Genomic DNA, 24,526 nt, shown 5'->3' with positions numbered 1-24,526 from the left:
CAAGTCCGGCAACGCCGCAGGGGCGGAAAAGACCCGCGGAGCCGACCCGTCCGGTGTTCTCAAACGGTCTCTGAGCCTTACCAGGGACGCCTGATGTCGCCGCTGCGCATCGGGCTGCTCCTGTTCCTGCTGTTCTGGCTGCTGCCGCTCGGCATCTCCGGGCTGCTGCACCTGCGCAACGGCATCGGTGATGGGTGGTGGGCGGCGGACCGGTCCAGCGCCGGCCTGCTGCCGCCGCCCGATCCCGATGCCGCTGTTGTCCGCGTGCTGGCCGCGCCCACCGTCCGGTGGCGCGGCATCTTCGCCAGCCATTGCTGGATCGTTATCAAGCCGCGCGGCGCCCGCACCTACACGCGCTACGACTACACCGCCTGGGGCGACCCGATCCGCGTCAACGGCTTCGAGCCCGATGGTCGCTGGTTCGGCCGCCTGCCGGAGGTCGTCTTCGCCGCCGATGGTCCGGCGGCGGAGGCGCTGATCCCCCGCATGCAGGCCGCCATCCATGCCTATCCCCATCAGGCCCGCGGTGACTACCGCGCCTGGCCCGGCCCCAATTCCAACACCTTCGTCGCCGCCATCATGGATGCGGTGCCGGAGGTCCGCGCCCCCCTTCCACCGACCGCCATCGGCAAGGATTTCCCGCATGACGGACGTTGGCTGCGCCGGACGGCAACCGGCTTCCGCGCCACCATCGGCGGCTATCTCGGCCTGACAATCGGCCTTGTCGAAGGGATCGAGATCAACATCCTGGGCGCCGTCGCCGGCATCGATGTCCTCCGGCCCGCCCTCAAGCTACCGGGCCTCGGTCGTCTCGGCACCGGCATGCCCGTCGCCCCGGTCGTCGAGCGGTAGCGGCAGGTGGCACCGTGCGCGATGCCCACTCGGGCGCGCGACCTCCGCCGGCTCCGTGACCCCGCATGGTCCGAAGGCCGACCCGCACCGCGGCGCGAAGCTGCAACCCGGTGGCAGCCGCGCAAGGTCAGGCGGGCTGCCCGCCAGTTCCACCAGCGGCGCCTCCGCATAGCCCCCCCGTACCACGCAGCCGAGCAGCGCCCGCGTGTAGGGATGCGCCGGCGCCAGCAGCACCTGTTCGGCGCTGCCGCGTTCCACGATACGGCCGGCATACATCACAGCCACCTCATCGGCGATTTCCGCCGCGACGCCCAGGTCGTGCGTGACGAATACCACCGCCGTGCCCAGCTGCTTCTGCAGATCCCGCAGCAGAAGCAGCACCTGGATCTGCACCGTCGCGTCCAGCGCCGTGGTCGGCTCATCCGCCAGCAGCAGAGGGGGTTCGCAAGCCAGCGCGATGGCGATCATCGCCCGCTGCCTGAGTCCGCCGGACAACTCCGAGGGATAGGCGCGCAGCCGCTGCGCCGCTGCCGGGATCTGCACCAGATCGAACAAGGCGCGCGCCCGTGCCAAGCCCTCCGCCCATGTCGCGCCGCGGTGCCGGACCAGTACCTCCGCGATCTGGTCGCCGACGCGGAAAACCGGGTCAAGCGCCGTCATCGGTTCCTGGAACACGAAGCCCACCTGGCTGCCACGCAGGTCCAGTTGCTGCCGCGCCGTCATCCCGGGCACATCCTGCCCGAGGACCCGCACGCTGCCCGCGACCCTCGCCCCCTCCCGCGCCGTCAGTCCCACCATGCTGCGCAGCGTCACGGATTTCCCCGACCCCGACTCCCCCAGCAGCGCGAGGACCTTCCCGCGCGCCAGTGTCAGGTCCACGCCGCGCACCACCGGCACGAAGCCCCGCCCGGCGCGGTACGCCACTTCCAGCCCATTCACCTCCAGTGCCGCTGTCATGCCGCGACCCCAGCCTGGCTGTGCCCGCTGCGCGGCACCGTCATCCAGCACGCCACGCGATGCGCCGGCGCCACGGTGCCCAGCGGCGGCGTGCCGGTCGCGCACAAGGCTTCGGCAAACCCGCAGCGCGTCCTGAACCGGCAGCCCGACGGCGGATCGACCGGGTCCGGCGGGTCCCCCTGGATCGGTGGCGCCGCGATCCGACGGCGCGGATCGACCGATGGCTTGGAGGCGAAGAGCGCCCGCGTATAGGGATGCGATGGCCGCGCGAAGATGACGCTGGCCGGCGCCTGCTCCACCACCTGGCCGAGATACATCACCGCCACCTCATCCGCGACGTAGCGCACCACGGACAGGTCGTGGGAGATGAAGACATAGGTCAGGTCGAGCTGCGCCCTGAGCCGCACCAGCAGGTTCAGCACCTGCGCCTCGACCGACTTGTCCAGCGCCGAGACCGGCTCGTCCAACAGCAGCACCCGCGGCCGCAGCGCCAGGGCGCGCGCGATGTTCACGCGCTGCCTCTGCCCGCCGGACAGCGCCATGGGCGGGCGATCCGCGAAGCGATCAGGCGGCAGGCCCACCGCCTCCAGCAACGCCCGCGCGTAATCCCGCGCGGCGCCCGGCTTCACCCCATGCGCCTCCGGTCCGAAGGCGATGCTCTCCGCGGCGGTCATGCGCGGGTTCAGTGAGGAATGGCTGTCCTGGAACACCATCTGCACCGCGCGCCGGGCCTCCGGCCCGATCCGCGCGCCGCGCGCCCAGAACACCTCTCCATCCAGCACCACTTCGCCGGCATCGGCGGGCTCTATCCCTGCCACCAGCTTCGCCGCTGTGGATTTTCCGCAGCCGCTTTCGCCAACGATGCCGAGAGTCGTGCCCTTCGCCACGCTGAAATCCAGCCCATCCACCGCGCGGATCACGCGCTTGCCATCCAGCCGGAACCACCGCCGCAGCCCGTTGACCGTCAGCATCGGCTGCGCCGGCCCGCCGCGGTCGGGCAGGGCGGGAAGGGGCGCCTTCATCGCCGCAACTCCATCGCTCGGCGGATGCCATCGCTCACGATGTTCACGGCCATGGAGCACAGGAAGATCGCCGCCCCCGGCAGAGCCGCCACCCACGGATTGACATACAGCGCCTGCCGCAAGGCGGAGAGCATCAGCCCCCAATCCGCCTGCGGTGGCGACACGCCCAGCCCGAGGAAGCTGAGCCCGGACGCCGCGATGATGGAGACGCTCACCTGGCTGGCCGCGAAGACCAGCACCGGCCCCGCCACATTGTTCAGCACATGGCGGCGCAGGATCATCGAGGTCGGCGCCCCCGAAAGCCGTGCCGCCACCACATAGTCATTCGCCCGGACCTGGGTGGTGACGCTCTCCGCGACGCGCGCGATGGGCGCGACGAACACCAGCGTCAGCGCCACCATCCCGTTCACCATTCCCGGCCCGAGCGCGCCGGCGATGGCGACGGCCAGCAGGATGGAGGGATAGGCGTAGAACACATCCATCACCCGCATGATGGCCATGTTCACCGCGCCGCCGGCGTAGCCCGCCAGCACACCGAGGAACCCCCCGATCACCAGCGCGACCGCGACCGGTACGATGGCCATGGCCAGCGACACCCGGCCCCCATGGATCAAGCGGGAGAGCATGTCCCGCCCCAACTCATCGCCGCCGAGCCATCGCCCCGGCGTGCCGATCGCGGCGAGGCGTCGCGAGACGCTGGTCTGGAAGGGATCGGCTGGCGCGATCCAATCCGCGCCGATCGCTGACAGCACCACCACCAGCAGCACCATCGCCGCTGCCATCGCCAGGGGCTGTCGCGCGAAGCGCCGCCCGACGCCGCGCCAATACCCCGTGCCTGGCGCCTTGGCCGGCATCGCGACCGTCGCACTCATGCCCGCCGGATCCGCGGATCAGCCCAGGACTGGAGAAGATCCACCGCCAGGTTGAGCACGACGAAGAACAGGGAGAGCACCAGCATGGTCCCCTGCAGGACGGGCAAGTCGCGCTGGAAGATGGCATTGGCCAGCAGGAACCCAGTCCCCGGCCAGGCGAACACCGTTTCCACGAGCACCGAACCGCCCAGCATGTTGCCCAGCTGCAGGCCCGTTACCGCCAGTGTCGTGGGCAGGGCATTCCGCAGCACATGCCAGAGTCGCCGACCCGGCAGCAGCCCCTTTGCATGCAGCGTGGTGACGAAATCCTGGTCCAGCGCCTCGATGACCGAGGCCCGCATCGTCCGCGCAATCACCGCCATGGGGATGAGGGCCGTCGCGATGGCGGGCAGGATCAGGTGTTGGAGATGCGCCCAATCCGGCCGCCATCCATCGCTGGTATCCGGCCCGATGCCGAGCGGCGGCAGCCAGGGATTCTCGACCGCGAAGACGATCACCAGCAGGATCGCCACCCAGTAGTGCGGCAGACTGACGCCCGCCAGCGTCACGAGGCTGGTGACATGATCCGCGATCCTGTCACGCGCCAGCCCTGCCACCAGCCCGAGCGCCACACCGAACACGCAGGCAAGGAGGCCGGAGGCCACGGCGAGGATGAAGGTGTTCCCCACCGCCATCGAAAGCTCCGACGCCACCGTGCGTCCGGACCGAATGGAGGTCCCCAACTCCCCCTGCGCGGCCCGCCACAGCCATATGCCGTATTGCACCGGCAGCGGCTTATCCAGCCCATATTCGCGCCGCGCCTCCGCAACCATCTCGGCACTCGCGTCATCCGGCAGGATGGCACTGATCGGATCCCCCGGCGCGATATGCACCAGCAGGAAGACGATCAGCGTCACCCCGACAGCGATGGGCGCGACATAGGCCAGCCGCCGCAACAGGTATCGCAGCACGCCGCGCCCTCAGCGCAGGAACAGCGGCGAGAAATCGACGTACCAGGATTTCGCGTGCACATGCCCCTGCACGCGGCGGGACAAGGCGCGCGGGCCGACATCATGCACAACCCAGATGAAGTAGGCCTGGTCCACGAAGCGCGTATGGATCTGCGCCAGCAGCGCGGCCTGGCGCTGAGGATTGAATTCCCCCTTCACCCGCTCCGCCAGGCCTTCCAGCACCTCGTCGCGGATGTTGCCCCAATTGGTGCCATTCGGCGGCAACTCGTTCGGCCCGAAGAAGCGCAGCAGCCCGTTATAGGGGTCCATCGAGTTCCAGGAATTGTTCAGGGCGTGTACGCCGCGATTGCTCGCACCCTGTGCGCCATCCCGCCGCCGCCCGCGCAGCGCCTCCCACTCGAAGACCTGCAACTCCAGGTCGATGCCGACCTGACGGAGGTTCTCCTGCACATACTCGTTCATCAGCAGCGGATACATCTGGCCCGATCCGCTGGCGGAGATGATGAACTTCAGCGGCAGCCGCCGGTTCGGCCCGTACCCCGCCGCCGCCAGCAGCCGCCTTGCCTCCGCCTGGTCGAAGCGTGGCCGGAAGCTCGGCGTGCCGAACCAAGGGTGATCGGGCGTGAGGTTGCCGATGGACGGGACAGCCAGCCCGTTCAGGACCTGCACCAGCCCGTCCCGGTCGATCGCCAGGTTCACCGCCTGGCGCACCCTGATGTCGTGGAACGGGCTGTCCGGCAGGACACTGACGGTGTAGGGCCACATATGCGGAATGGCGTTGGTGGAGATGGTGAACCCCGCCTGCCGCAGCCGAGGCACGCTGTCCGGGGAAGGGCTCTCCGCCCACTCCACCCGGTTCGACAGCAACGCCGCCGTGCGCGCGGAAACCTCCGGGATCGGCAGCAGGATCAACCGGTCGAGCCGGGGCCGCCGCGCCGCGTCCCAATACTCGCGGTTCGGCACGAGTTCCATCCGCTGCCGTGGCACCAGCGCATCCATCCGCCACGGCCCCGTGCCGCTTGGATTGCGGCGATACGCATTCCAGTCACGCCCGACGGCCTCCCAATGCGTGGGCGACACCACGAACAGCCGCGTCATCTGGAAGGGCAACTGGCTGTCGATGCCGTTGGTCTCGATCTCAATCGTGTAGTCGTCGATCTTCGCCCATGCCTTCACCGCCGGGATGAAGGCCTGCAACTGCCGGCGTGCGGAGACGTCATAGGCGGGATGGTTGCTGTTCAGGGCGCGTTCGAAGCTGAAGATGACCGCATCGGCATTCATCACCGACCCGTCATGGAAGCGCACGCCCTGGCGCAGCTTGAAGATCCAGCGCGTCGGATCATCCGGCCTTGGCGCCCATTCGGTGGCGAGGCCCGATCGCAGCTCCGCCGGCCGCTCCGCCTGCGTCAGGTCCCAGTTCGTCAGCCCGTCATAGATGGTGATGCCGCTGAAGCGCACGCCTTCCGTGCCCTGGTCCGGCGCACCATCGGTTAGCGGAATATCGGCCAGCGTCATCGCCACGCGCAGCGTGCCCTGCGCCGCCGCCGGCGCCGAAAGCCCGATCAGTGCCGGCAGCAGCAGCGCCGCTGCGATGCGGCGCAGTGGGGTGAAGCAGGTCATGCAGCCTCCTGACGCTCGAACCGCACCGGGCGTTGCAAGCATCGGGCCACGCTGCCGCGTGGTCCCCGGCCGCCCTGATGCCGTTGCTGTGGTGCATCGAGTGCCTCACGCATCGGCAGAGGCGTCCGATCCAGGCAGCATCCCGCCTCGGCATCGCGGTGATGCCGGTGCCGCGCGGCGTTTGACGGGCTTTCGTCACGATGCTGCGCTGGCATCGGAATTGCTGATCCCGCCATGCCGAATTGCGGAGTGAATCGATGGACGCCGCCCTCGTCACCGTGCCGGAGCGCCTGACCGCCGCAGCAGCCCGCCGCGCCATCGCCGCCGGTACCCTGACTGCCTCCGCCCTGCTGGAGGCCTGTCTGGAACGGATTGCAGCCCGCAACGGCACCGTCGCCGCCTGGGCCTTCCTGGACCCCGAGGCCTCTCGCGCCCGCGCCCGAGCCCTTGATGCAGGGCCGGATCAGGGCCTGCTTCACGGCATCCCCTTCGGCGTGAAGGACATCATTGATACGGCCGACATGCCCGCGGGCTATGGCTCCTCCATCTATGTCGGCCACCGCCCGAACCGTGATGGCGCAACGGTTGCCGGGCCCCGCGCCGCCGGTGCCGTCCTGCTCGGCAAGACCGTCACGACCGAATTCGCCAACCGCAAGCCTGGTGCCACGCGCAACCCGCATGACGTCACGCGGACGCCCGGCGGTTCCTCCTCCGGTTCCGCCGCCGCCGTCGCCGATTTCCAGGTGCCGCTGGCCATCGGCACGCAGACCGGCGGCTCCGTCCTGCGGCCCGCCGCCTATTGTGGCGTCGTCGGCTTCAAGCCGTCCTTCCAGCACTTCGGCAACAGCGGCGTGCGGACTAATACGGAAGCCTACGACACGGTCGGCGTCATGGCGCGCGCCGTAGAGGATATCGCCCTGTTCCGTGCGGCGATCATGGAAATCCCCTATGAGTCTCCGGCGTTCATCACCGCGCCGCGCATCGCCATCGCCCGCACCGCGCATTGGGACATGGCATCGCCCGCGACGCGCCAGGCGATCGAGGACGCAGCCCGCGCCTTCGCAGCCGACGGCGCCACCGTGACGGAGTTCGAGGTCCCCGAGGAACTCGCCACGCTCCGCGATGCCCATCGCGTGGTGTGCGGGTTCGAGGCCGTGCGCAACTACGCCGATGAACTCGCGCGCTCTCGCCATCTGGTGAGCCAGGATTGGCTCGAGGAACGCGTGAACGTCGGAGAGGCCTCCACCCTCGCGGAGTTCCGCGCCGCCATCCGCCAGGGTGACCGCTGTCGCGCCATGATGGATGCGCTGATGGCGCAGCACGAATTCGATGCGCTGCTGACGCCGAGCGCCCCGGATGAGGCGCCATCGGGTCTTGCCCATACCGGCAATCCGATCTTCAACTACCTCTGGACCAATTTGCACATGCCCTGCATCACATTGCCCTTCGGTACGGGGCCGAACTCCATGCCGATCGGCGTGCAACTTGTTTCTCGCAGGCATGACGATGACCGCCTGCTGGCCGTCGCCGCCTGGGCCGAACGTGTGCTGGCCGGCTGAGGATCACGCCCATGACCATCACCGCCGATCCGGCGACCCTCACCGCCAGCTCTGCGGCCGACGCCATCGTCGCCGGCGCCTTGACGGCGGAAGCGCTGACCCGTGCCTGCCTTGACCGCATCGCCGCCCGCGACGCCGATGTCGCCGCCTGGGCGTTCCTCGACCCTGACCTCGCCTTGGCCCAGGCTCGCGCCGCGGACCGCGTCCCCCCGCGTGGCCCGCTGCATGGCGTGCCTGTCGCGTTGAAGGACATTATCGAGACCTTCGATATGCCGACCCAGTGCAATTCCCCGATCCATGCGGGGCGTCGCACCTATGCCGACAGCGCCGTCGCCGCGCTGATCCGTGCCGCTGGCGGCACCATCCTCGGCAAATCCGTCACCACGGAATTCGCCAACCGCCACCCCGGCCCCACGCGCAATCCGCTCGACCCCACGCGCACCCCGGGCGGTTCATCCTCCGGCTCCGCCGCGGCCGTCGCCGACTTCCAGGTGCCCCTGGCGCTGGGTACGCAGACCTCCGGCTCCATGATCCGCCCCGCCGCCTTCTGTGGCCTCTGGGGCTACAAGCCGAGTTTCGGCGAGGTCAGCCGCGTCGGTGTCTTCCAGCAATCGGGCACGCTCGACACCGTCGGCCTCTGCGCTCGCGCGCTGGAGGATGTGCAGCGCCTCCGCGCCGTCCTCACCCGTATCCCCTACGAAAATGTGGCACCGCTGGACCGCGCCCCACGGCTCGCTCTCTGCCGCACCCCCGAATGGGATGAGGCCACGCCCGCCGCACAGCAGGTGCTGGAGGAAGCCGCCAGGCGCTGCGAAGCCGCCGGCGCCACCATCACCGACCTGTTGCTACCATCCCCTATCTTCGATGGCTGGCTGAAGGTCCACAAGCGCGTCGCGAATTTCGAAGGTGCCCGCAACTTCGGCTTTGAACGCCACGGTCACCGCCACCTCATCAGCAAGGCACTCGGGGAGGGCCGCATCCGCGACGGTGAGACCACGCCCGTCTCCGCCTATGTGGACGCGCAACGGCGGGCGGAGGCGATGCGCCTGTGGGCGGAGGACACCCTCCCGGCCTTCGACGCCGTCCTCACCCTCGCCGCGGCGGGAGAAGCCCCTGTCGGCCTCTCCGGCACAGGCAGCGCCACCTTCAACTCCCTCTGGACGCTCCTCTACACCCCCTGCCTGACCATGCCCTTCGGCAGGGGCCCTGCCGGTATGCCCCTTGGTCTGCAACTGGTCTCTCCGCGGCATGAGGATGAACGGCTCTTCGCCACCGCCGGATGGGTCGCGGCGGCGCTGGCCGACTGATGGACGACCTCGGCTGGATGGGCTTCCTCGCCCTCGGCCTCATCGCCTTCGGCGGTGCCGTGCTCGGCGGGCTCAGCGGTTTCGGCGCAGGTCTGATCGTCACGCCCTTCCTCGTGCCGGTGGTCGGGGTCAAGGGCGTGGTGCCGGTCATGGCCATCGCCATGACCTTCGGCAATCTCTCCCGTGCCTGGGTCTATCGCGACCAGATTCGCCCCGACCTCATCCTGCGGGTCCTGTTGCCTACGCTGCCCGGCGTCCTCGCCGGCGGGTTGATCTACGATATCCTGCCGCGGACGCCACTCGCGGTCCTCATCGGGCTCTTCCTGCTCGCTTCCATCCCGCTGCGGCGATGGCTGGACAAGCGCAAGGTCGTGCCGACGCCTGCTGCCGTCATCGGCATCAGCTTCCTTTTCGGGCTGGTGGCCGGTGCGCTGCCGGGCGGCGGCGTGATTGTCGTGCCGCTTTTGCTGGGCCTTGGCCTTGCGGGTGGTGCGCTGGTCGGGACGGATGCGGCGATCGGGGCCGCCGTCAATATCGCCAAGACGCTGCTCTATGGGCGCCTCGACCTGCTGGACGAGACGCTGCTCATCGGTGGTGTGCTCGTCGGCCTCTGCATGATCCCCGGCGCCTATGCCGCACGCTGGCTCATCGCCCGCATCCACCTGCGCATCCATACCGCGCTGATCGAGGCGATGGTGGCCTTCTCCGGCCTCTCCTTCCTCTGGAGCGCCTTCACCTGAGCGGCGGCGCGGGGCTTACCAGCCCGAGATTCTCCCGCAGTGTCCGCCCCTCATAGGCGGTGCGGTAGATCCCCCGACGTTGCAATTCCGGCACCACCCAGCGAACGAAATTCCGCATCGGCGTGGGGTAGTAGGGCGACAGCATCACGAAGCCATCTGCCGCGCCGGCCTGGAACCACGCCTCCATCATGTCGGCCAGGCCTTTCGGCGTACCGACGAAGACGTTGTGCCCGTTCGATGTCGCGTAGCGGCGCGCCAGTTGCCGGATGGAGAGGTTTTCCCGTCGCGCCAACTCCACCAGCATCTTCTGCCGCGCATGCGCTGCGTTGCTCTGCGGCAATTCCGGCAGTGGCCCGTCCAGCGGAAACTGCCGCAGATCGAGCCCACCCGACAGACGCATGATCGACGGCATCACCACCTCATCCGTCATCATCGACAGCAGGTGTTCATAAAGGGCGCGGGCGTCGCTCTCGGTCTCCGCCAGAACATAGTTGAGGCCGGGCATGATCTTGATGTCGTCCGGCGACCGCCCGTACCGCATCGCGCGCTCTCGCACATCCGCTCGGAACGCCTGCGCTTCGGCCAACGATGTCTGCGCCGTGAAGGTGACATCGGCGGTGCGCGCCGCCAGTTCCTTGCCCGGCTCGGATGATCCCGCCTGGGCGATGATGGGTCGTCCCTGCGGCGACCGAGCAACGTTCAGCGGCCCGCGGACCCGGAAGTGCTTACCGACGTGATTCAGGATTCGCAGCTTGGACGGATCGAAATACCGTCCGCTTGCCTTGTCCCGGATGAAGGCGTCGTGATCCCAGCCCTCCCAGAGGCCAACCACCACATCGTGGAATTCTGCCGCACGTTCATATCGCAGCGCGTGGTCGAGATGCGCATCGCGCCCGAAATTCTGCGCCTCGTCCTCGTTCTGTGACGTCACCAGGTTCCACCCCGCCCGCCCCTTGCTGAGGTGGTCGATGGACGCGAAGCGCCGCGCGATATGATACGGCTCGTTGTAGGACGTCGTGCCTGTCGCCACGAGGCCGATATGCGTGGTTGTCACCGCGAGCGCCGCGAGCAGTGTCATCGGCTCGATCCGCACCGTGCGCGCCGCGCCGGCCGCTGCCTCCGTATCCTTTCCGGCCAGCGTGATGGCAGGCGGCACGGCGGCGCTGTCCTGGAAGAAGACCATGTCGAACAGCCCGCGCTCGGCTTCCCGCACCACGTCGAGATACTCGTCGAACTCGAGATCGGTCGGCACCGCATCCGGCATGCGCCACCCCGCCACATGCGACCCGGGCGGGTTGAAGAAGGCGGCGAGCTTCAACTGGCGTGGTGGCATGGAAGGCGGATGTCCCTGACCGGAGGCGCCGCAGTCTCCCGCCATATCGCGTCGCACGGAAGGCCCCTTGCCGCGGTGCCGCTCGGTGATCCACGCTGGCGGCAACAGGAGGAAACGTCACATGACCAGCATCACCCTGGGCCGCCGCGCCCTGGCAAGTCTTGCCGCCACATTCGGCATCGCCGGCACTGCCGCAGCCCAGCCCGCCTGGCCGCGCGGCCCCGTCCGCTTCATCTTCCCCTTCACGCCGGGCTCCGCCGTCGATGTCGTCGCACGCCTGATCGCGCAGGACCTTGCCGAGCGCCTGGGCCAGCCCTTCATCGTGGAGAGCCGCACCGGCGCCGGCGGCAGCATCGGGACGGAGGCCGCGGCCCGCGCGCGGCCGGATGGCGACACCTTCCTGGTCGGCTCCCCCGGCAACATGGCGATCAACCCCGCCATGATGCCCAACCTCACCTTCGACGTGTCGCGCGACTTTGCCGCCGTCACGCACCTCGTCACCTTCCCGCAGGTGCTCGTCATCGCGCCGAGCCTCCCGGTCCGGACGCTGCCCGAACTGGTCGCCTATTCGAAGGCGAACCCTGGGCGTCTCAACTACGCCTCCTCCGGCGTCGGGGCGACCAATCATCTGGCGATGGAAATGCTCCGGGCCGCCACGGGTCTGGAGGCGACTCACGTCCCCTATCGCGGCGGCCTCGTCACCGTGCAGGCCATCCTCTCCAACGATGTGCAGATGTGCGTGGAGGGAATCCTGACGCTGCCGCCCTTCCTGGCGGACAACAGAGTCCGTGCCATCGCCGTCACCGGCGCCACGCGCTCCCACCTGCTGCCCGACGTGCCCGCGGTGGCGGAGACCGTCCCCGGTTTCGATGCCGGCGCCTGGGTGATGTTCTTTGCGCCGGCAGGCACGCCGCCCGCGATCATCGAGAAGCTGTCGGCGGAAACGCGCATCTCCCTCGCCAAGCCCGCCATCCGCGCGCGCCTCGCGGAACTCGGCGCGACGGTCACGGGAACGACGCCGGAGGAGGCCGCGACGATCCACCGACAGGAATTGCTGAAGTGGCGGCGCGCGGTGGAGGTCTCCGGCGCCGCCGCTGGATGATCAGTGCGGCTTGTGCAACGCGACGGGTTGGCGGGTGAAGGTCCGCCGCCCGCGCTTGAAGCCCATCAGCGTCGGCGATAGCTGGCGCAGCGCAGCAATCTCGTCCGGCGCGTCGACGACGACGAGGTCGGCGGGATTGCCGATGGCGACGCCATAGTCCTGCTTGCGGATCAGCTTCGCAGCGCCGTCGGTGATCATGCCCCAGGCCGCCGCGACTTCCCGGTCCGCGCCCTGTTGCACCACATTGGCAAACATGTTCGCCTGCCGCAGCAACTGCCCATCGCCGAAGGGTGTGAACGGATTGAGGATGTTGTTGGAGGCGAGTGAACAGGTGACACCCTGCGCCACCAGCCTGGTCGCATCCACCACGCCGCGCGGCACGGCATGGTCGAAGGCGCGCGCCATCAGATAGAGATCCGTCGCGGGCAGCACCGTCAACGCCACGCCCGAATCCGCCATCCGCTTCGCGATATCGTCGAAAGCCGGCAGCGCAAGGTGCGCGAGCTTCGTCACATGCCCCACCGCGACGCGCCCACCCCACCCATACTGGTCGGCCAACTCGCAGACGAGCCGAGTATCCAGGTCATCCGGCACATGGCCGCTGTCGAGATGCATGTCGATGTCGACATCGAACTCCCGCGCGATCTCGAAGACGCGCCGGATCTGCCCGTGGCGGTCGCTGTCGAAGTTCGGTGCCGCGCCGATGACGCGTGCGCCTGTCTTCAGCGCCTCGATCATCAGCTCCTCGGTGCCGGGATTGTTGAGCATCCCTTCCTGCGGCATCACGCAGATCTCGATGTCCATCGCCCAGGCATAGGCATCCACCAGCGCCTTCACGCCCTGGAAGCCGCGCAGCCCGACCTTGGGATCGACCTCCGCATGGGTGCGCATGCGCATCGTACCGTGGCTGATGCACTTCTCCAGCGTCCCGCTGGCGCGCTGCGTCACGTCCTCCACGCTGAAGGTATGCTTGACCTCGGAGACCATCTGCATGGCCTCATGCGGGAAGCGCCTGGTCTCGCAGCGGCAGCGTTCCAGGATGCAGGATTTGTCGAGGTGGATATGGGTTTCGACGAAGCCCGCGCAGACCAGCCGCCCGCCCGCATCGGCGCTGTCCTTCGCCACGCCCGGCAGCGCCGGTGCGATGGCCGCGATGCGGCCGCCCACCACGCCAACATCGACGGCCGGCGCATCCTTCGCCATTCCCGGCAGGCGCGCATGCCGCAGTAGCAGGTCGAAATCCATCAGCGTGTTCCTTGGTCGCTGCAGGCAGCAATCACATCGGCGGAGGGCACCAGCCAGCCCAATGCCGCCTCGATCAGCTTCAGCGACGCATCGTGGTAGTCCGCCCCGTTCATGCTGGCGCAGACATCGGGCATCAGCACCACGCGGAAGTCACGATTGAACGCTTCGAAGCAGGTACAGAGCACGCAGTTGTTGGTGTTCACGCCGCCGATCACCAGCGTCTCCGTGCCGAGGTTCTTCAGCAGCAATTCAAGATCGGTGTTGTGGAACGGGCTGTAGCGATGCTTGAACACGGTATGTTCGCCGGGTCGGGGCGCCAGCTGCGGCACCACCTCCGTCACCACCGCACCTTCCACCGCCAGCGTCTTGCGCGGCTTGGCCAGGCCCGGGATGGGCGCCCTGTGCTGTGCCATCCAGAAGGGATTGCGGTTGTCGATCACCTCGCCCGTGTCGCTGTTCCAGCGATGATGCGTGCGGACGAAGATCACCGGCCGCCTCGCCGCCGCCCAGGCCGCCCGTACCTTGACTGCCGCGTCGATGATGCGATCCGCATCCGGCCTCGCCACCAGGAGGTGCCCCATCTCGTGGTCGAGGTGGCTGCGGTTCATGTCCACCAGCAGCAGCGCGGCGCGCGCCATGACCTCCGGCGTCAAGACGGGATGCGTCATGCCATCATCCGATACAGATCCCGGTTCAGCTCCGCGACCAGTGCCGCGAATTCATCGGTCAGCCGCATCTCCGGCACCCTTGGCCGTGGCAATGGCACGGGGATGATGCGCGCGATGCGGCCCGGCCGTGGTGTCATGAGGACGATGGCGTCGGACAGGAAGGCCGCTTCCGTCAGTGAGTGGGTTACGAAGAGCACCGTCTTGCGGAACTGCGCATGGATGCGCATCAGCTCGATCCCCATGCGGTCGCGCGTGATCTCATCCAGCGCCGCGAAAGGCTCATCCATCAGCAGCACGGTCGGATCCAGCGCCAGCGCCCGGGCCAGCGCGGCACGGGACTGCATGCCGCCCGAAAGCTGCGCCGGCCGCTTGGCCCCGAAGCCATCGAGTCCCACCAGCTTCAGCAGGGCAGGGACATCCGGCTCCGTGAGCCCCGGCCGCGGCGCCTTCTCCGCGACGATCTTGTAGAGCAGCCGGACATTATCCTCGATTCGCAGCCACGGCATCAGGTTGGGTGCCTGGAACACCGTCCCGATCCGCCCCTGCCGCCGCAACTCCGCGGCGGGCGTGCCGCCGATGGTGATCCGCCCCGCTGTGGGCGCCAACAGGTCCCCGACCGCCTTCAGCAGCGTCGATTTCCCGCAGCCCGATGGCCCGACGAGCGACACGAAGGCCCCGTCCGGCACCATCAGATTGATGTCGCTCAGCGCCTGCACGGATTCCGTGCCGCCGGCGCCATACACCACCTGCACGCCCTCCACCGCGATGAAGGGCGCCGCACCCTCGCTGCCCGGCGGGCCCGCGAAGCCCCGCGGGCTCGTCTCTGCCGTCACGCTCAGCTGGCCGCCCTGCCATGCACGAGGGCGGAGAGGCGCAGCGCTTCCGGGATGCGGTCCACGAAATCATTCGTGTAGAGCTCCCGCGCCGTCGGCCGCCGCTGCAGGTCGCCGCCCTCCATCAGGTAGTTGATGGAGCTCTCCCACTTGCTCTCATCGAACCGTCCGAAGCGCTGCCCGAAGTCCGGGCTGCGGTAGAGGTCATAGATGATGCGCAGCTTGCGCACTTCCAGCGCATGGCTGCGATCCGGCGCCACCTCGATGACGTAGTTCATCGCGGTATCCATGTTGTCCCGCGTCCAGATCAGGGATTTCATCGTCGCGCGGATGAAGCGCTCCGTCAGGTCGCCGCGCTGTGCCTCCCGCTCATTCGCCACGATCTGCGTGCCCGCAAACTTCACGCCGAAATCCTTCAGCGCCATCACGTTGCACGGGAAGCCGCGATCCTCCAGCGTCAAGGGCTGCCCGTAGCTGAAGCCGAAGCCGCATTCGGCCTGACCCGCGGCCACGATCTGCACCTCCGCACCGCGGCTGACAGTCAGGAAGGTGATGTCGTTCCGCGTCAGCCCGCCGGAGGCCAGCAGCGGGTCCAGCAGCCCGCGCACCTGGCTCTGGAACCAGGTGATCTTCTTGCCGCGCATGTCGGCGGGCTTGGTGATGTTGCTGGTCTTCAGCGAGAAGACGGAGAAGGGATTGTCCGGCTGGTCCGCCATCACCGCGATCACTGGCAGGTTCGCCGCTCGGGACTTGATGTAGCCATCCGCATTCGCGACCAGGAACTGCTCCCGCCCCGCCGCGATGAAGACCTCGTTCTGCTGCCCGGCCGCGGCGGGTCGGATCTCGAGGTTGATGCCCTCGCTGCGATAGATGTTCTGCTTCAGCCCCGCATAGTACTGCGCATGCATCCCCCAGGGCGTGAAGTTCAGCCGCAGGATCGCGTCCTGGAGCCGCCCCTGGGCGCGGGCGGGCCGCAGCCCGATGGGAACGGGCCCGGCCAGCGCGCCGAGGGCCACGAAGCTGCGTCGTCCGATACCGCTCATCGTGTTCTCTCCCATGTTCAAGCCTGGACCCGTGTTGCTTCCTCGGAGGGGCGGCGCCAGGACAGCGCGCGTTCCACCGCGCCCATGGCGCCGAAGAAGCTCATGCCGATGACGGCGAGCAGGATGATGGCGGCGAAGCTGCGCGCCGTGTTGAAATTGAAGCTGCCGGACAGCACCAGGTATCCGATGCCATCGGTCGCCGCCAACCATTCCGCCACGATGGCGCCCAGCACCGCGAGCGTCGTGGCGATGCGGAGCCCCGCAAAGATGTAGGGCACGGCATAGGGAAGGCGCAGTCGCAGGAAGGTCTGGCGGCTAGTCGCATCCACGCTGCGGAACACGTCCATCAACCCCTGATCGACCTGCTTGAACCCCGCCATGGTGTTGATCACCACCGGGAAGAAGGCGATGGAGGCGACGACCAGGATCTTCGACCCGGCCCCCGCGCCAATCCACAGCAGGATCAGCGGCGCGATCGCGATCTTCGGGACGGATTGGCTGGCAACGAAGATCGGCATGACCATCCGCTCCACCAGCGGCCAGCGGATCATCGCCATGCTCGCCGCCAGGGCGAAGACCACGGCCGCGATATAGCCCGCCAGGATGCCCCACACCGTCTGCACGGCGTGGCCAAAGATCATGCGGTAGTCCTTGATGAACTCCGCGACCACGTCGCTCGGCGCCGGCAGCAGGAAGCGCTGGATGTCGAGCCCGACCACCGCCGCTTCCCACAGCAGCAGTAGCGCCAGCAGCGTCAGCACCGCCGCGCCCTGGCCCGCCGCCCAGCGCCGCAGCGCGCTCATGCCGCCAGCCCCGCTTTGGCCAGCAGCTTCGCCGGGTCCTGAATGCTCATGTCGAAGGGGCTGTCGGTGCCGAAGATGATGCGGTCGGCGCCCACCATCTCAGCCAGGAAGCGCAGCGGCGCGGCCTCGAACAGCACCGTGTCATAAAGGAACCGCTTCGCCGCCAGGGATGGCCGCTCCGGCGCGCGCCCATGAGCAGCCGCCTCCCACGCCCGGTCCATGCGGCCCAGGATGAAGGGCAGCGTGCCCCCGCCATGCGCCAGCATGACCCGCAGGCCGGGATGCTTCATCAGCGTTCCGGCCTCGATCAACCGCCCCGCCGCCACCGTCGTCTCGAAGGGATTCCCCAGCGGATTGCCGAGCTTGAGGTCGTTCAGCCGACCGCCATCCCGCACCTGCCAGGGATGGATCATCACCAGTCCGCTGCGCTCGGCCAGCGCCGCCCAGACCTCCGGATGCACAGCCTTGTCCAGGTCGACGCCATGCACATGCGACCCGATGGCGAAATCCGCCGTGCCATGCACGCCGTGGCAGCGCGCGATCTCCGTCACCGTGGCCGCCGCATCGCCAAGCGGCAGCACCATCATCGCCGTCATCCGCGTGCCGGCCACGGTTTCCGCCAGCCAGTCATTCATGGCCGCGATGCGCCGCGCCTGCTCATCCGCCGGCAATTCGTAGAGGTAGAGGATCGGCGGCACCGAGACGATCCGACGCGCGATCCCCTGCGCCTCCATCTGCGCATGATTGCCGTCCACATCGAACAGCAGCGGTGGAGGATCCTTCGGGAACGGCATGAAGTGGCGGCCCATCGCCTCCGCCAGCGCATCGCGCGGCGCCAGGTGGCCGTGGTGGTCGATCAGGGCGCCCAGCTTCATTGTGCCTCCGTTGTCCTGGATCGTAAGCCGCCCACCCCCACCGTCAATGCAGGATCACGCGCTCAATTCGGGCAAATCGATCCAGCGCCTTTCGCGATCGCTGCGATAGCAGGCGTCGATCAATTGCAGCCCCTTCGCGCCGGCGACCAGCGGGGAAGGGAAGGGCGCATCCTCCGCGACATGGCGCAGGAACATCTCCCAGCCGCGTCGATAGCTGTTCGTGTAGGGGCCCATGTCGGGCACTTCCTGCCAGTGGTCGCCATGGCGGTTGTCCACCAGCGCATCCACATCCCAGCGCGGCTTCGGCGTCGTCGCCAGGGGCTGCACATGCGCGCGATGCAGCGAACAGGTGGCGGAGCCCATGGTGCCGTCCACCTTCACCGTCAGCATATCCTCCCCCTTCACGCGCGTCGCCCAGGATGCGCTGACCTGCACCAGCACGCCGCCCTCCAGTTCGAAGCTGCCGAAGGCCTCGTCTTCCACATCCACCTTGTAGGGGCGCCCCTTCTCATCCCGCCGCTCCGGGATGCGCGTCGCGATGCGGCAGGACACGCCGCGCACCGGGCCGAGCAGGCTTTCCACGATGTAGCGCCAGTGCGGAAACATATCGAGGACAAGCCCCCCGCCTTCTGCCCGCTTGTAGTTCCAGCTCGAACGCTGCGCCGGATGCAGCACGCCGTCGAAGATCCACCATCCGAAGTCGAGCCGCGCCGATAGGACGCGCCCCAGCACCCCCGTCTCCATCACGCTTTTCAGCTTGAGGAAGCCCGGCAGGTGGATCTTGTCCTGCACAACCCCGTGCTTCACCCCGGCGGCCGAGGCGGCGTGAGCGATCTCCATCGCCTCCTCGACCGTGGAGGCGATGGGCTTCTCCAGATACACATGCTTGCCCGCGCCGATCGCCGCCAGCGCGCGTGCATGGCGCCCGCCTGTCGCGCTGACATCGAAGTAGATCGCGTTGCCCGGATCGGCCAGGCAGGCATCGCGATCCGTACTCCAGGCCAGCCCGCCATTGGCAGCGGCCAGTGCCGCCAGCTTCTCCGCATTGCGCCCCAGCAGCACGGGTTCCGGCATCAGCCGGGAGCCATCAGCCAGCGCGATCCCGCCATCGCGCCTGATCGCCATCACCGACCGCCCGAGATGCTGGTTCGTCCCCAGCCGTCCCGTGACGCCGTCCATGATGATGCGGATGCTGCGCGTGGCCATGCCGTGTCCCCCGTTGATGGGGGACACGGTAGGAACGGCCGGCGCGTCCTGTCAAAGCAGGCTCAGTCGTAGCTGAGCGCCTGCGCCTTGCCGCCAAAGATGCGCCAGGCGAAGACCGTGTAGGCCAGGATCACCGGCAGCACGAAGGCCGCGCCGGCCAGGATGATGGACAGGCTCTCCGGCGCGCTCGCCGCATCCCAGATCGTCAGGCGCTCCGGCACGACATAGGGGAAGAACGACCAGGCCAGTCCGGCAAAGAACAGCAGGAACAGGCCGACGGCGCCCCAGAAGGGCAGGCGGCGCAGCACGTCGTTCGGCAGCGGCATATGCCGCAGCAATTGCGCCAGGCCCAACAGCAACGCCGCTGTCGCTGCCGGCAGCAGCGCCAGCACGAATACCACCGGCATCTCGAACCACCGGGTCGCGATGCGCTCGCTCACCAGCGGCGTCACGGCGGAGACCAGCAGGATGCCGAGCCCCAGAGGCCAGATCGCGCGACGGGCCCAGAGGATGGCGTGCCGCTGCAACTCGCCCTCGCAGCGCCAGATCATCCAGCAGGCGCCGATGAAGGCATAGGCGATGGCCAAGCCGATCGCCGCCATCGCGGCGAAGCCCATCGCCGCCCAGCCTTCCGCGAAACCCAGCACATAGCGTCCCAGCATCCAGCCCTGCGCCAGCGCCGCACCCAGCGATCCCACGAAGAACCACCGGTCCCAGCGCCGCTTGCCGTGTTCGTCCGTGGCCTTGGCACGGAACTCGAAGGCCACACCACGCAGGGTCAGCGCCACCAGCATCACCGCGACGGGCAGGTAAAGCGCCGTCAGGATGATCCCGTGCGCCACGGGGAAGGCCACCAGCAGCAATCCCACGCCGAGCACCAGCCAGGTTTCATTCGCGTCCCAGAAGGGACCGATGGCGGCGATCATGCGGTCCCGGTCTGGCTCCGCCGCTCGCGTCTCCAGCAGGATGCCGACGCCCAGGTCGAAGCCGTCCAGTACGACATAGGCGAGGATCGCGGCCGCCATCAGCCCCGCGAAGATCACGGGCAGCCATTCCGCCGGAACGAAGGGGGTCATGCCACCATCTCCCCCGGCGCGCTGCCGGGCTTCATCATGGAACTGTCGGTTGCCTCCGCCATGCGGCCCTTCTTGGCCAGGCGATAGATCGTTGTGATGTAGGCGCCGAGCAGCAGGACATAGAGCACGAGATAGGTGATGAGCGTGGAGGCGATTGCCATCGCCGGCACCGGTCCCGCAGCCTGCGCCGTGGTCAGCACGCCCGTCACCAGCCAGGGCTGGCGGCCGATCTCGGTCACGTACCAGCCAGCCAGCGTCGCCACCCAGCCCGCAAAGGCCATCACCGCAAAGCCGCGCAGCATCAGCACCGGCAGCGTCCCGCGCTTCCACAGGTACCAGGCGCCCGCCCAGGACATGGCGATCATCAGCAGCCCCATGCCGACCATCACGCGGAAGGCGTAGAAGACGGGCGCCACCGGCGGGTGCTTGCCTTCGAAGTCGTTGAGCCCCGGTACCACCCCGGCGGGATCATGCTTCAGGATCAGGCTCGCGCCGGAGGGGATCGCGATCTCGAAGCGGTTGGTGCGGTTGGCCTCATCCGGGATGGCGAACAGGACCAGCGGCACATGCCCGCGCGTTTCCCAGTTTCCTTCCATCGCCGCCACCTTGGCGGGCTGGTGTTCCAGCGTGTTCAGGCCGTGCAGATCGCCGACGACGGCCTGCACCGGCGCCAGCACCGCGCCCATCACCACGCCGGTCCGCAGGGCCGCCATCACCGCCGGCGCGCGATCGCCCTTCAGCCAGCGCCACGCCGAAATGCCGGCCAGCAGGAAGGCCACCGTCAACGCACTCGCAATCAGCATATGCGTCAGGCGATAGGGCATGGAGGGATTGAACACGATGGCCGCCCAGTCCACGGCATGCGCGATGCCATCGCGCATCTTATGCCCCTGCGGCGTGTGCATCCAGGAATTGAGGACGATGATCCAGAAGGCGCTCATCGTCGTACCGAAGGCCACCAGGAAGGTGGCGCCGGTGTGCACCCAGCCCGGGACCCGGCGGAAGCCGAACAGCATGATCGCCAGGAAGGTCGCTTCCAGGAAGAAGGCCGTCAGAACCTCATAGGCCAGCAGCGGTCCCGCGATGTTGCCGACGCGCTCCATGAAGCCCGGCCAGTTCGTGCCGAACTGGAAGGACATGGTGATGCCGGATACGACGCCCAGCGCGAAGGAAAGCGCGAAGATCTTCACCCAGAAGCGGTAGGCATCCATCCACGCCTCGTTCCGCGTGGCGTTGAAGCGCAGCTTGAAGAACAGCAGCACCCAGCCCAGCGCGATGGTGATGGTCGGGAACAGGATATGGAATGAGATGTTGGCGGCGAACTGGATGCGCGCCAGCAGGATGGGGTCCATAGGCTCAACCTCCCTTGCGCGGCCGCACCAGGCCGACGACCTTGTCCTTCGCCTCCAGCAGCCGCGTGACCTTGGCGCCGAGCGCCAGCAAGGCTGCCAGACGTTCGGTTTCCAACCGCTTCACGTCCTCGTACCAATTGGTCAGGCGCTCGATCAGCCCGTGCATTTCCGCCATCCGGGCCTGGGCGTGCCGCTCATCCTCGCTGCCCGGCGTCTGCATGAGCAGTTCGCGCAGGACGGAGAGCGTCGGGTCCACCTCCCGTTTCTTCCGCTCCTCCGCCAGGGTGCGGAGGATCAGCCAGACATCGTCGGGGGTGGTGAAGTAGTCGCGCCGATCATCCGGAATATGCTTCAGCAGCACCAGGTTCCAGGCTTGCAATTCCTTCAGACCCATGGAGACGTTGGAGCGTGAGACCCCCAGAGCATCGACGATCTGTTCTGCGTTCAGCGGGCCGGGTGACACGTAGAGCAGCGCGTATATCTGCCCCACCGTGCGGTTGATGCCCCAGCGACTGCCCATTTCGCCGAAATGGAGCACAAAGGACTGGACGAGTGGAGGGAGCTTCATGGCTGACCGTCATTTCAGGAATTTCTGAAATGGAGAATCATGCCTGAAATGTCAAGCTTTCCTGACGCCTGGCCTCGGCTATTGCAGGTCGGGGTGCGTCACCACCTGGCGGAAGGGGTCATAGCCGGAGGGGAAGTGTCCGGCGGGCTTCAGCCAGTCATAGGCCTCCCGCTTCAGCCAGCGCCCTTGGCCCTCATGGCCCAGATAGCGGCCGCGGTCATGCACCACCTGCCCGCGCAGCAGCGTCGTCTCCGCCCAGCCCGTCAGTTCCATGCCCTCATAGGGCGTGTAGTCCACGGCGTGGTGCAGATCGGCATTCGTCACCCGCGCCGTCCGGTTCCCATCCCACACCACCAGGTCGGCATCGGCGCCAATGGCGATGGTCCCCTTCCGCGGATACAGCCCGAAGGCCCTGGCGGCATTGGTGGAGGACAGTGCGACGAACTCGCTGGGGGAGATCCGCCCCCTCGCCACGCCTTCGGACCAGAGGATCGAAAGCCGTGTCTCCACGCCGGGGATCCCGTTGGGGATCTGGTCGACATTGGGCTCCGTCCCCCAGCGCTTCTTTCCATCTGCCGCATCGAAATTCACCGGCGCGTGGTCGGAGGTGACGACATCGATCACCCCGCGCTTCAGGTAGTCCCACAGCGATCCACGTTCCGCGTTGCTGCGCGGCGCGGGGCCGAACACGTACTTGGCCGCCTCGAACCCCGGCCGGTTCAGGTCGGCGGCCGAGAGCGCGAGGTACTGCGTGCAGGTTTCCGCATGCACCCGCACGCCGCGGCGCTGCGCCGCCTCGATCTCCGCCGCCGCTTCCGGTGCGCTGACATGGAAGATCTGGATCGGCGTGTCGATCAGTTCCGCCAGGCTGGCGATGCGGTGCACAGCCTCGCGCTCCCCGATCGCGGGCTTCAGCACGGCCTGGTATTTCGGGTGCCGGAATCCGCCGGCGGCCAACTTCTCGCCGAGGTACTGGTGGATGCCCCAATTCTCCGCATGCACCGTCAGCAGCGCCCCATGCTCACGCGCCACCTCCATCACCCGCAGCAGCGCCAGGTCGTCGAGCCAGTTGGTCTTCCCTGTCATGAAGACCTTCACGGACCGATGCCCCGCCGCGATCAGCGCCGGCAATTCATCGCGCAAGACCGTCTCCGTCGGGTTCGTCACCCACAGATGGAAGGCATAGTCGACCGCGCAGCGCGTCGCGCGTTCGGTATAGGCCGGCACGATATCCGCCAGCGTGCCGTCCCGCGGCTGCAACGCGAAGGCGATGATGGTCGTCGTGCCGCCACAGGCGGCGCTGCGCGTCGCGGTGAACAGGTCATCGGCATTGACGACGCCGCCGCTCATCCGCTGTTCCGCATGACAATGGCTGTCGACGCCACCCGGAATCACGAACTTGCCCCCGGCATCCAGGCTCTCCCGCCCCTGCAGGCCATGGCCGAGCGCCGCGATCACGCCGCCCGAGACCCCGATCTCGGCGCGGAACACGTCGCTTGCCGTCACGATGACGCCGTTGCGGATGACGAGGTCATGCATGGCGTCAGCCCTTCCGCGCCAGGCGCGTGACGCGGTTGTCCCGGATTTCTGCCAGCAGGATGTTGCCCTTGCTGTCCTGCGCCAGCCCGTGCCCCGCATTCAGCACCGGCCTGCACCGCCCGAGCAGCACACCATCCGGCGATAGCCGCGTCAGGCGCGGGATCTGGTCGCTCACCAGGATGCACCCATCGGGTTCGACCACGATGCCCATGGGGTGGAACAGGTCGGTCGCCTCCCGGATGAAGGCGCCGTCGGGGTCGAAGAACTGGATGCGGTTGTTCTCCCGGTCGCAGACGATCACCTCGCCCTGCAACCCGAAGGCCAGATCATGCGGTGTGGTGAATTCCCCCGCGCCCGCGCCGGGCGTTCCCCATGTCCTCAGCAGCGTCCCGCCCGCGGAGAAGCGGTGCACCACGGAATTGCCGTAGCCATCGGCCACGTAGATGTCGCCATTCGGATGCACCGCCGCATTCGCGGGATGGCTGAAGGGCCGCCCCGGCCGGCTCCGCTCCCCCAGCCGCAGCACGACGTCGCCTGCCGCGTTCAGCACCTGGATCTCATGCCGGTCCCGATCCGCGACCAGCACCTGCCCCGCGGGCCCGATGGTGATGCCGTGCCCATCCGTCACGCCCGGCAGTTCCAGGCTGCGCAGCACGCTGCCATCCGGCGCCACCACCACGATCACCGGCAGGCCGACCGGATCGCAGTAGCGGTCGTAGCGCACCAGCACATGCGCATTGTCATCCGCATCCACCGCGACATCCGTGATGCGCCCGCCCTTGAAGGCCGCGCCATCCAGCGCCCAGGGCCGCTCCACCTCGTACAGATCATCGCCCAGCCCGACGACGAGCTTCTCCTCGCGCATCCCGCGACCCCCTTCGCATTCCAGCATCGCGCCCACGCCGATTCAGCAAATGCGTCGCCGCATGGACAGGCTTGTTCGGCCAGTGATATGCCAGCTTCACGCCGCGACGATACGGGGATTTTCCGCATCGCCCATCCCG

The 24,526-nt window shown here is 68.0% G+C and carries 23 protein-coding genes; 5 read left to right on the top strand and 18 right to left on the bottom strand.

Annotated elements, in window-relative coordinates; translation table 11 throughout:
* Nucleotides 1-93 precede the first annotated feature (93 nt).
* Nucleotides 94-852 carry a DUF3750 domain-containing protein gene (locus BM041_RS10010; protein ID WP_092958889.1) on the top strand — a complete coding sequence of 253 codons (759 nt, stop codon included), beginning with the start codon at nt 94-96 and terminating at the stop codon, nt 850-852.
* Here the strand turns inward: BM041_RS10010 and BM041_RS10005 are convergent.
* The 5 genes from BM041_RS10005 to BM041_RS09985 are packed head-to-tail and all read right to left on the bottom strand — an operon-like array spanning nt 793 to nt 6,273.
* A complete protein-coding gene (locus BM041_RS10005; RefSeq protein WP_092958887.1) occupies nt 793-1,809 on the bottom strand; it encodes an ABC transporter ATP-binding protein in 1,017 nt (338 codons plus the stop codon). The two genes, BM041_RS10010 and BM041_RS10005, sit on opposite strands and share 60 nt — an antisense overlap.
* A complete protein-coding gene (locus tag BM041_RS10000) occupies nt 1,806-2,831 on the bottom strand; it encodes an ABC transporter ATP-binding protein (protein WP_092958885.1) in 1,026 nt (341 codons plus the stop codon). Before BM041_RS10000 ends, BM041_RS10005 begins: the two co-directional genes overlap by 4 nt.
* A complete protein-coding gene (locus BM041_RS09995; protein WP_092958883.1) occupies nt 2,828-3,703 on the bottom strand; it encodes an ABC transporter permease in 876 nt (291 codons plus the stop codon). The genes BM041_RS10000 and BM041_RS09995 overlap by 4 nt, the downstream gene beginning before the upstream one ends.
* The gene (locus BM041_RS09990) at nt 3,700-4,653 is read right to left on the bottom strand and encodes an ABC transporter permease (protein ID WP_092958881.1); all 954 of its coding nucleotides are present in this window, start codon (nt 4,651-4,653) and stop codon (nt 3,700-3,702) included. The genes BM041_RS09995 and BM041_RS09990 overlap by 4 nt, the downstream gene beginning before the upstream one ends.
* A 9-nt stretch (nt 4,654-4,662) precedes the next feature.
* A complete protein-coding gene (locus tag BM041_RS09985; protein ID WP_092958879.1) occupies nt 4,663-6,273 on the bottom strand; it encodes an ABC transporter substrate-binding protein in 1,611 nt (536 codons plus the stop codon).
* A gap of 257 nt (nt 6,274-6,530) precedes the next feature.
* Between BM041_RS09985 and BM041_RS09980 the strand changes: the two genes are divergently transcribed.
* Genes BM041_RS09980 through BM041_RS09970 form a run of 3 tightly spaced genes read left to right on the top strand, consistent with a single transcriptional unit; the run spans nt 6,531 to nt 9,879 of the window.
* Entirely contained in the window at nt 6,531-7,832 is a 1,302-nt protein-coding gene (locus tag BM041_RS09980) for an amidase (protein WP_092958877.1), read from the top strand.
* A gap of 11 nt (nt 7,833-7,843) precedes the next feature.
* Complete coding sequence (locus BM041_RS09975) at nt 7,844-9,139, top strand: amidase (RefSeq protein WP_092958875.1); 1,296 nt, start codon at nt 7,844-7,846, stop codon at nt 9,137-9,139.
* Nucleotides 9,139-9,879 carry a sulfite exporter TauE/SafE family protein gene (locus tag BM041_RS09970; protein WP_092959043.1) on the top strand — a complete coding sequence of 247 codons (741 nt, stop codon included), beginning with the start codon at nt 9,139-9,141 and terminating at the stop codon, nt 9,877-9,879. The genes BM041_RS09975 and BM041_RS09970 overlap by 1 nt, the downstream gene beginning before the upstream one ends.
* Here BM041_RS09970 and BM041_RS09965 read toward each other — a convergent pair.
* On the bottom strand, nt 9,872-11,197 hold the full coding sequence (locus tag BM041_RS09965; protein ID WP_245761998.1) for an LLM class flavin-dependent oxidoreductase: 1,326 nt from the start codon (nt 11,195-11,197) through the stop codon (nt 9,872-9,874). The two genes, BM041_RS09970 and BM041_RS09965, sit on opposite strands and share 8 nt — an antisense overlap.
* Nucleotides 11,198-11,333: 136 nt before the next feature.
* On the opposite strand from BM041_RS09965, the gene BM041_RS09960 reads away from it, so the two are divergent.
* Nucleotides 11,334-12,314, top strand: a complete 981-nt coding sequence (locus BM041_RS09960; protein WP_092958871.1) for a Bug family tripartite tricarboxylate transporter substrate binding protein — start codon at nt 11,334-11,336, stop codon at nt 12,312-12,314.
* Here BM041_RS09960 and BM041_RS09955 read toward each other — a convergent pair whose 3' ends face one another.
* From BM041_RS09955 to BM041_RS09900, 12 genes are all read right to left on the bottom strand, one after another.
* Nucleotides 12,315-13,559: an amidohydrolase family protein gene (locus BM041_RS09955; protein WP_092958869.1), complete on the bottom strand. Its 1,245-nt coding sequence runs from the start codon at nt 13,557-13,559 to the stop codon at nt 12,315-12,317. It abuts the gene before it with no gap.
* A complete protein-coding gene (locus tag BM041_RS09950) occupies nt 13,559-14,227 on the bottom strand; it encodes a cysteine hydrolase (RefSeq protein WP_092958867.1) in 669 nt (222 codons plus the stop codon). Before BM041_RS09950 ends, BM041_RS09955 begins: the two co-directional genes overlap by 1 nt.
* On the bottom strand, nt 14,224-15,060 hold the full coding sequence (locus BM041_RS09945; protein WP_092958865.1) for an ABC transporter ATP-binding protein: 837 nt from the start codon (nt 15,058-15,060) through the stop codon (nt 14,224-14,226). The genes BM041_RS09950 and BM041_RS09945 overlap by 4 nt, the downstream gene beginning before the upstream one ends.
* Nucleotides 15,061-15,062: 2 nt before the next feature.
* On the bottom strand, nt 15,063-16,103 hold the full coding sequence (locus BM041_RS09940) for an ABC transporter substrate-binding protein (protein WP_175533847.1): 1,041 nt from the start codon (nt 16,101-16,103) through the stop codon (nt 15,063-15,065).
* A gap of 17 nt (nt 16,104-16,120) precedes the next feature.
* Nucleotides 16,121-16,906 (bottom strand): ABC transporter permease, encoded by a 786-nt coding sequence (locus BM041_RS09935; RefSeq protein WP_092958861.1) that lies wholly within the window; start codon nt 16,904-16,906, stop codon nt 16,121-16,123.
* Nucleotides 16,903-17,781 carry an amidohydrolase family protein gene (locus BM041_RS09930; protein ID WP_092958859.1) on the bottom strand — a complete coding sequence of 293 codons (879 nt, stop codon included), beginning with the start codon at nt 17,779-17,781 and terminating at the stop codon, nt 16,903-16,905. The genes BM041_RS09935 and BM041_RS09930 overlap by 4 nt, the downstream gene beginning before the upstream one ends.
* Nucleotides 17,782-17,835: 54 nt before the next feature.
* Nucleotides 17,836-18,987 (bottom strand): Gfo/Idh/MocA family protein, encoded by a 1,152-nt coding sequence (locus BM041_RS09925; protein WP_092958857.1) that lies wholly within the window; start codon nt 18,985-18,987, stop codon nt 17,836-17,838.
* A 62-nt stretch (nt 18,988-19,049) separates the two neighbouring features.
* Nucleotides 19,050-20,063 (bottom strand): cytochrome d ubiquinol oxidase subunit II, encoded by a 1,014-nt coding sequence (locus tag BM041_RS09920; RefSeq protein WP_092958855.1) that lies wholly within the window; start codon nt 20,061-20,063, stop codon nt 19,050-19,052.
* Entirely contained in the window at nt 20,060-21,415 is a 1,356-nt protein-coding gene (locus tag BM041_RS09915) for a cytochrome ubiquinol oxidase subunit I (protein WP_092958854.1), read from the bottom strand. Before BM041_RS09915 ends, BM041_RS09920 begins: the two co-directional genes overlap by 4 nt.
* A 4-nt stretch (nt 21,416-21,419) precedes the next feature.
* Nucleotides 21,420-21,983: a GbsR/MarR family transcriptional regulator gene (locus tag BM041_RS09910; RefSeq protein WP_092958852.1), complete on the bottom strand. Its 564-nt coding sequence runs from the start codon at nt 21,981-21,983 to the stop codon at nt 21,420-21,422.
* 78 nt (nt 21,984-22,061) lie between these two features.
* Complete coding sequence (gene hydA / locus BM041_RS09905) at nt 22,062-23,522, bottom strand: dihydropyrimidinase (RefSeq protein WP_092958851.1); 1,461 nt, start codon at nt 23,520-23,522, stop codon at nt 22,062-22,064.
* 4 nt (nt 23,523-23,526) lie between these two features.
* Nucleotides 23,527-24,387 carry an NHL repeat-containing protein gene (locus tag BM041_RS09900; RefSeq protein WP_092959041.1) on the bottom strand — a complete coding sequence of 287 codons (861 nt, stop codon included), beginning with the start codon at nt 24,385-24,387 and terminating at the stop codon, nt 23,527-23,529.
* Nucleotides 24,388-24,526 lie beyond the last annotated feature (139 nt).

It is taken from the genome of Falsiroseomonas stagni DSM 19981 (genome assembly GCF_900114315.1).
GTDB lineage: Bacteria > Pseudomonadota > Alphaproteobacteria > Acetobacterales > Acetobacteraceae > Falsiroseomonas > Falsiroseomonas stagni.
This window is presented reverse-complemented; position numbering and strand designations above follow the sequence as displayed.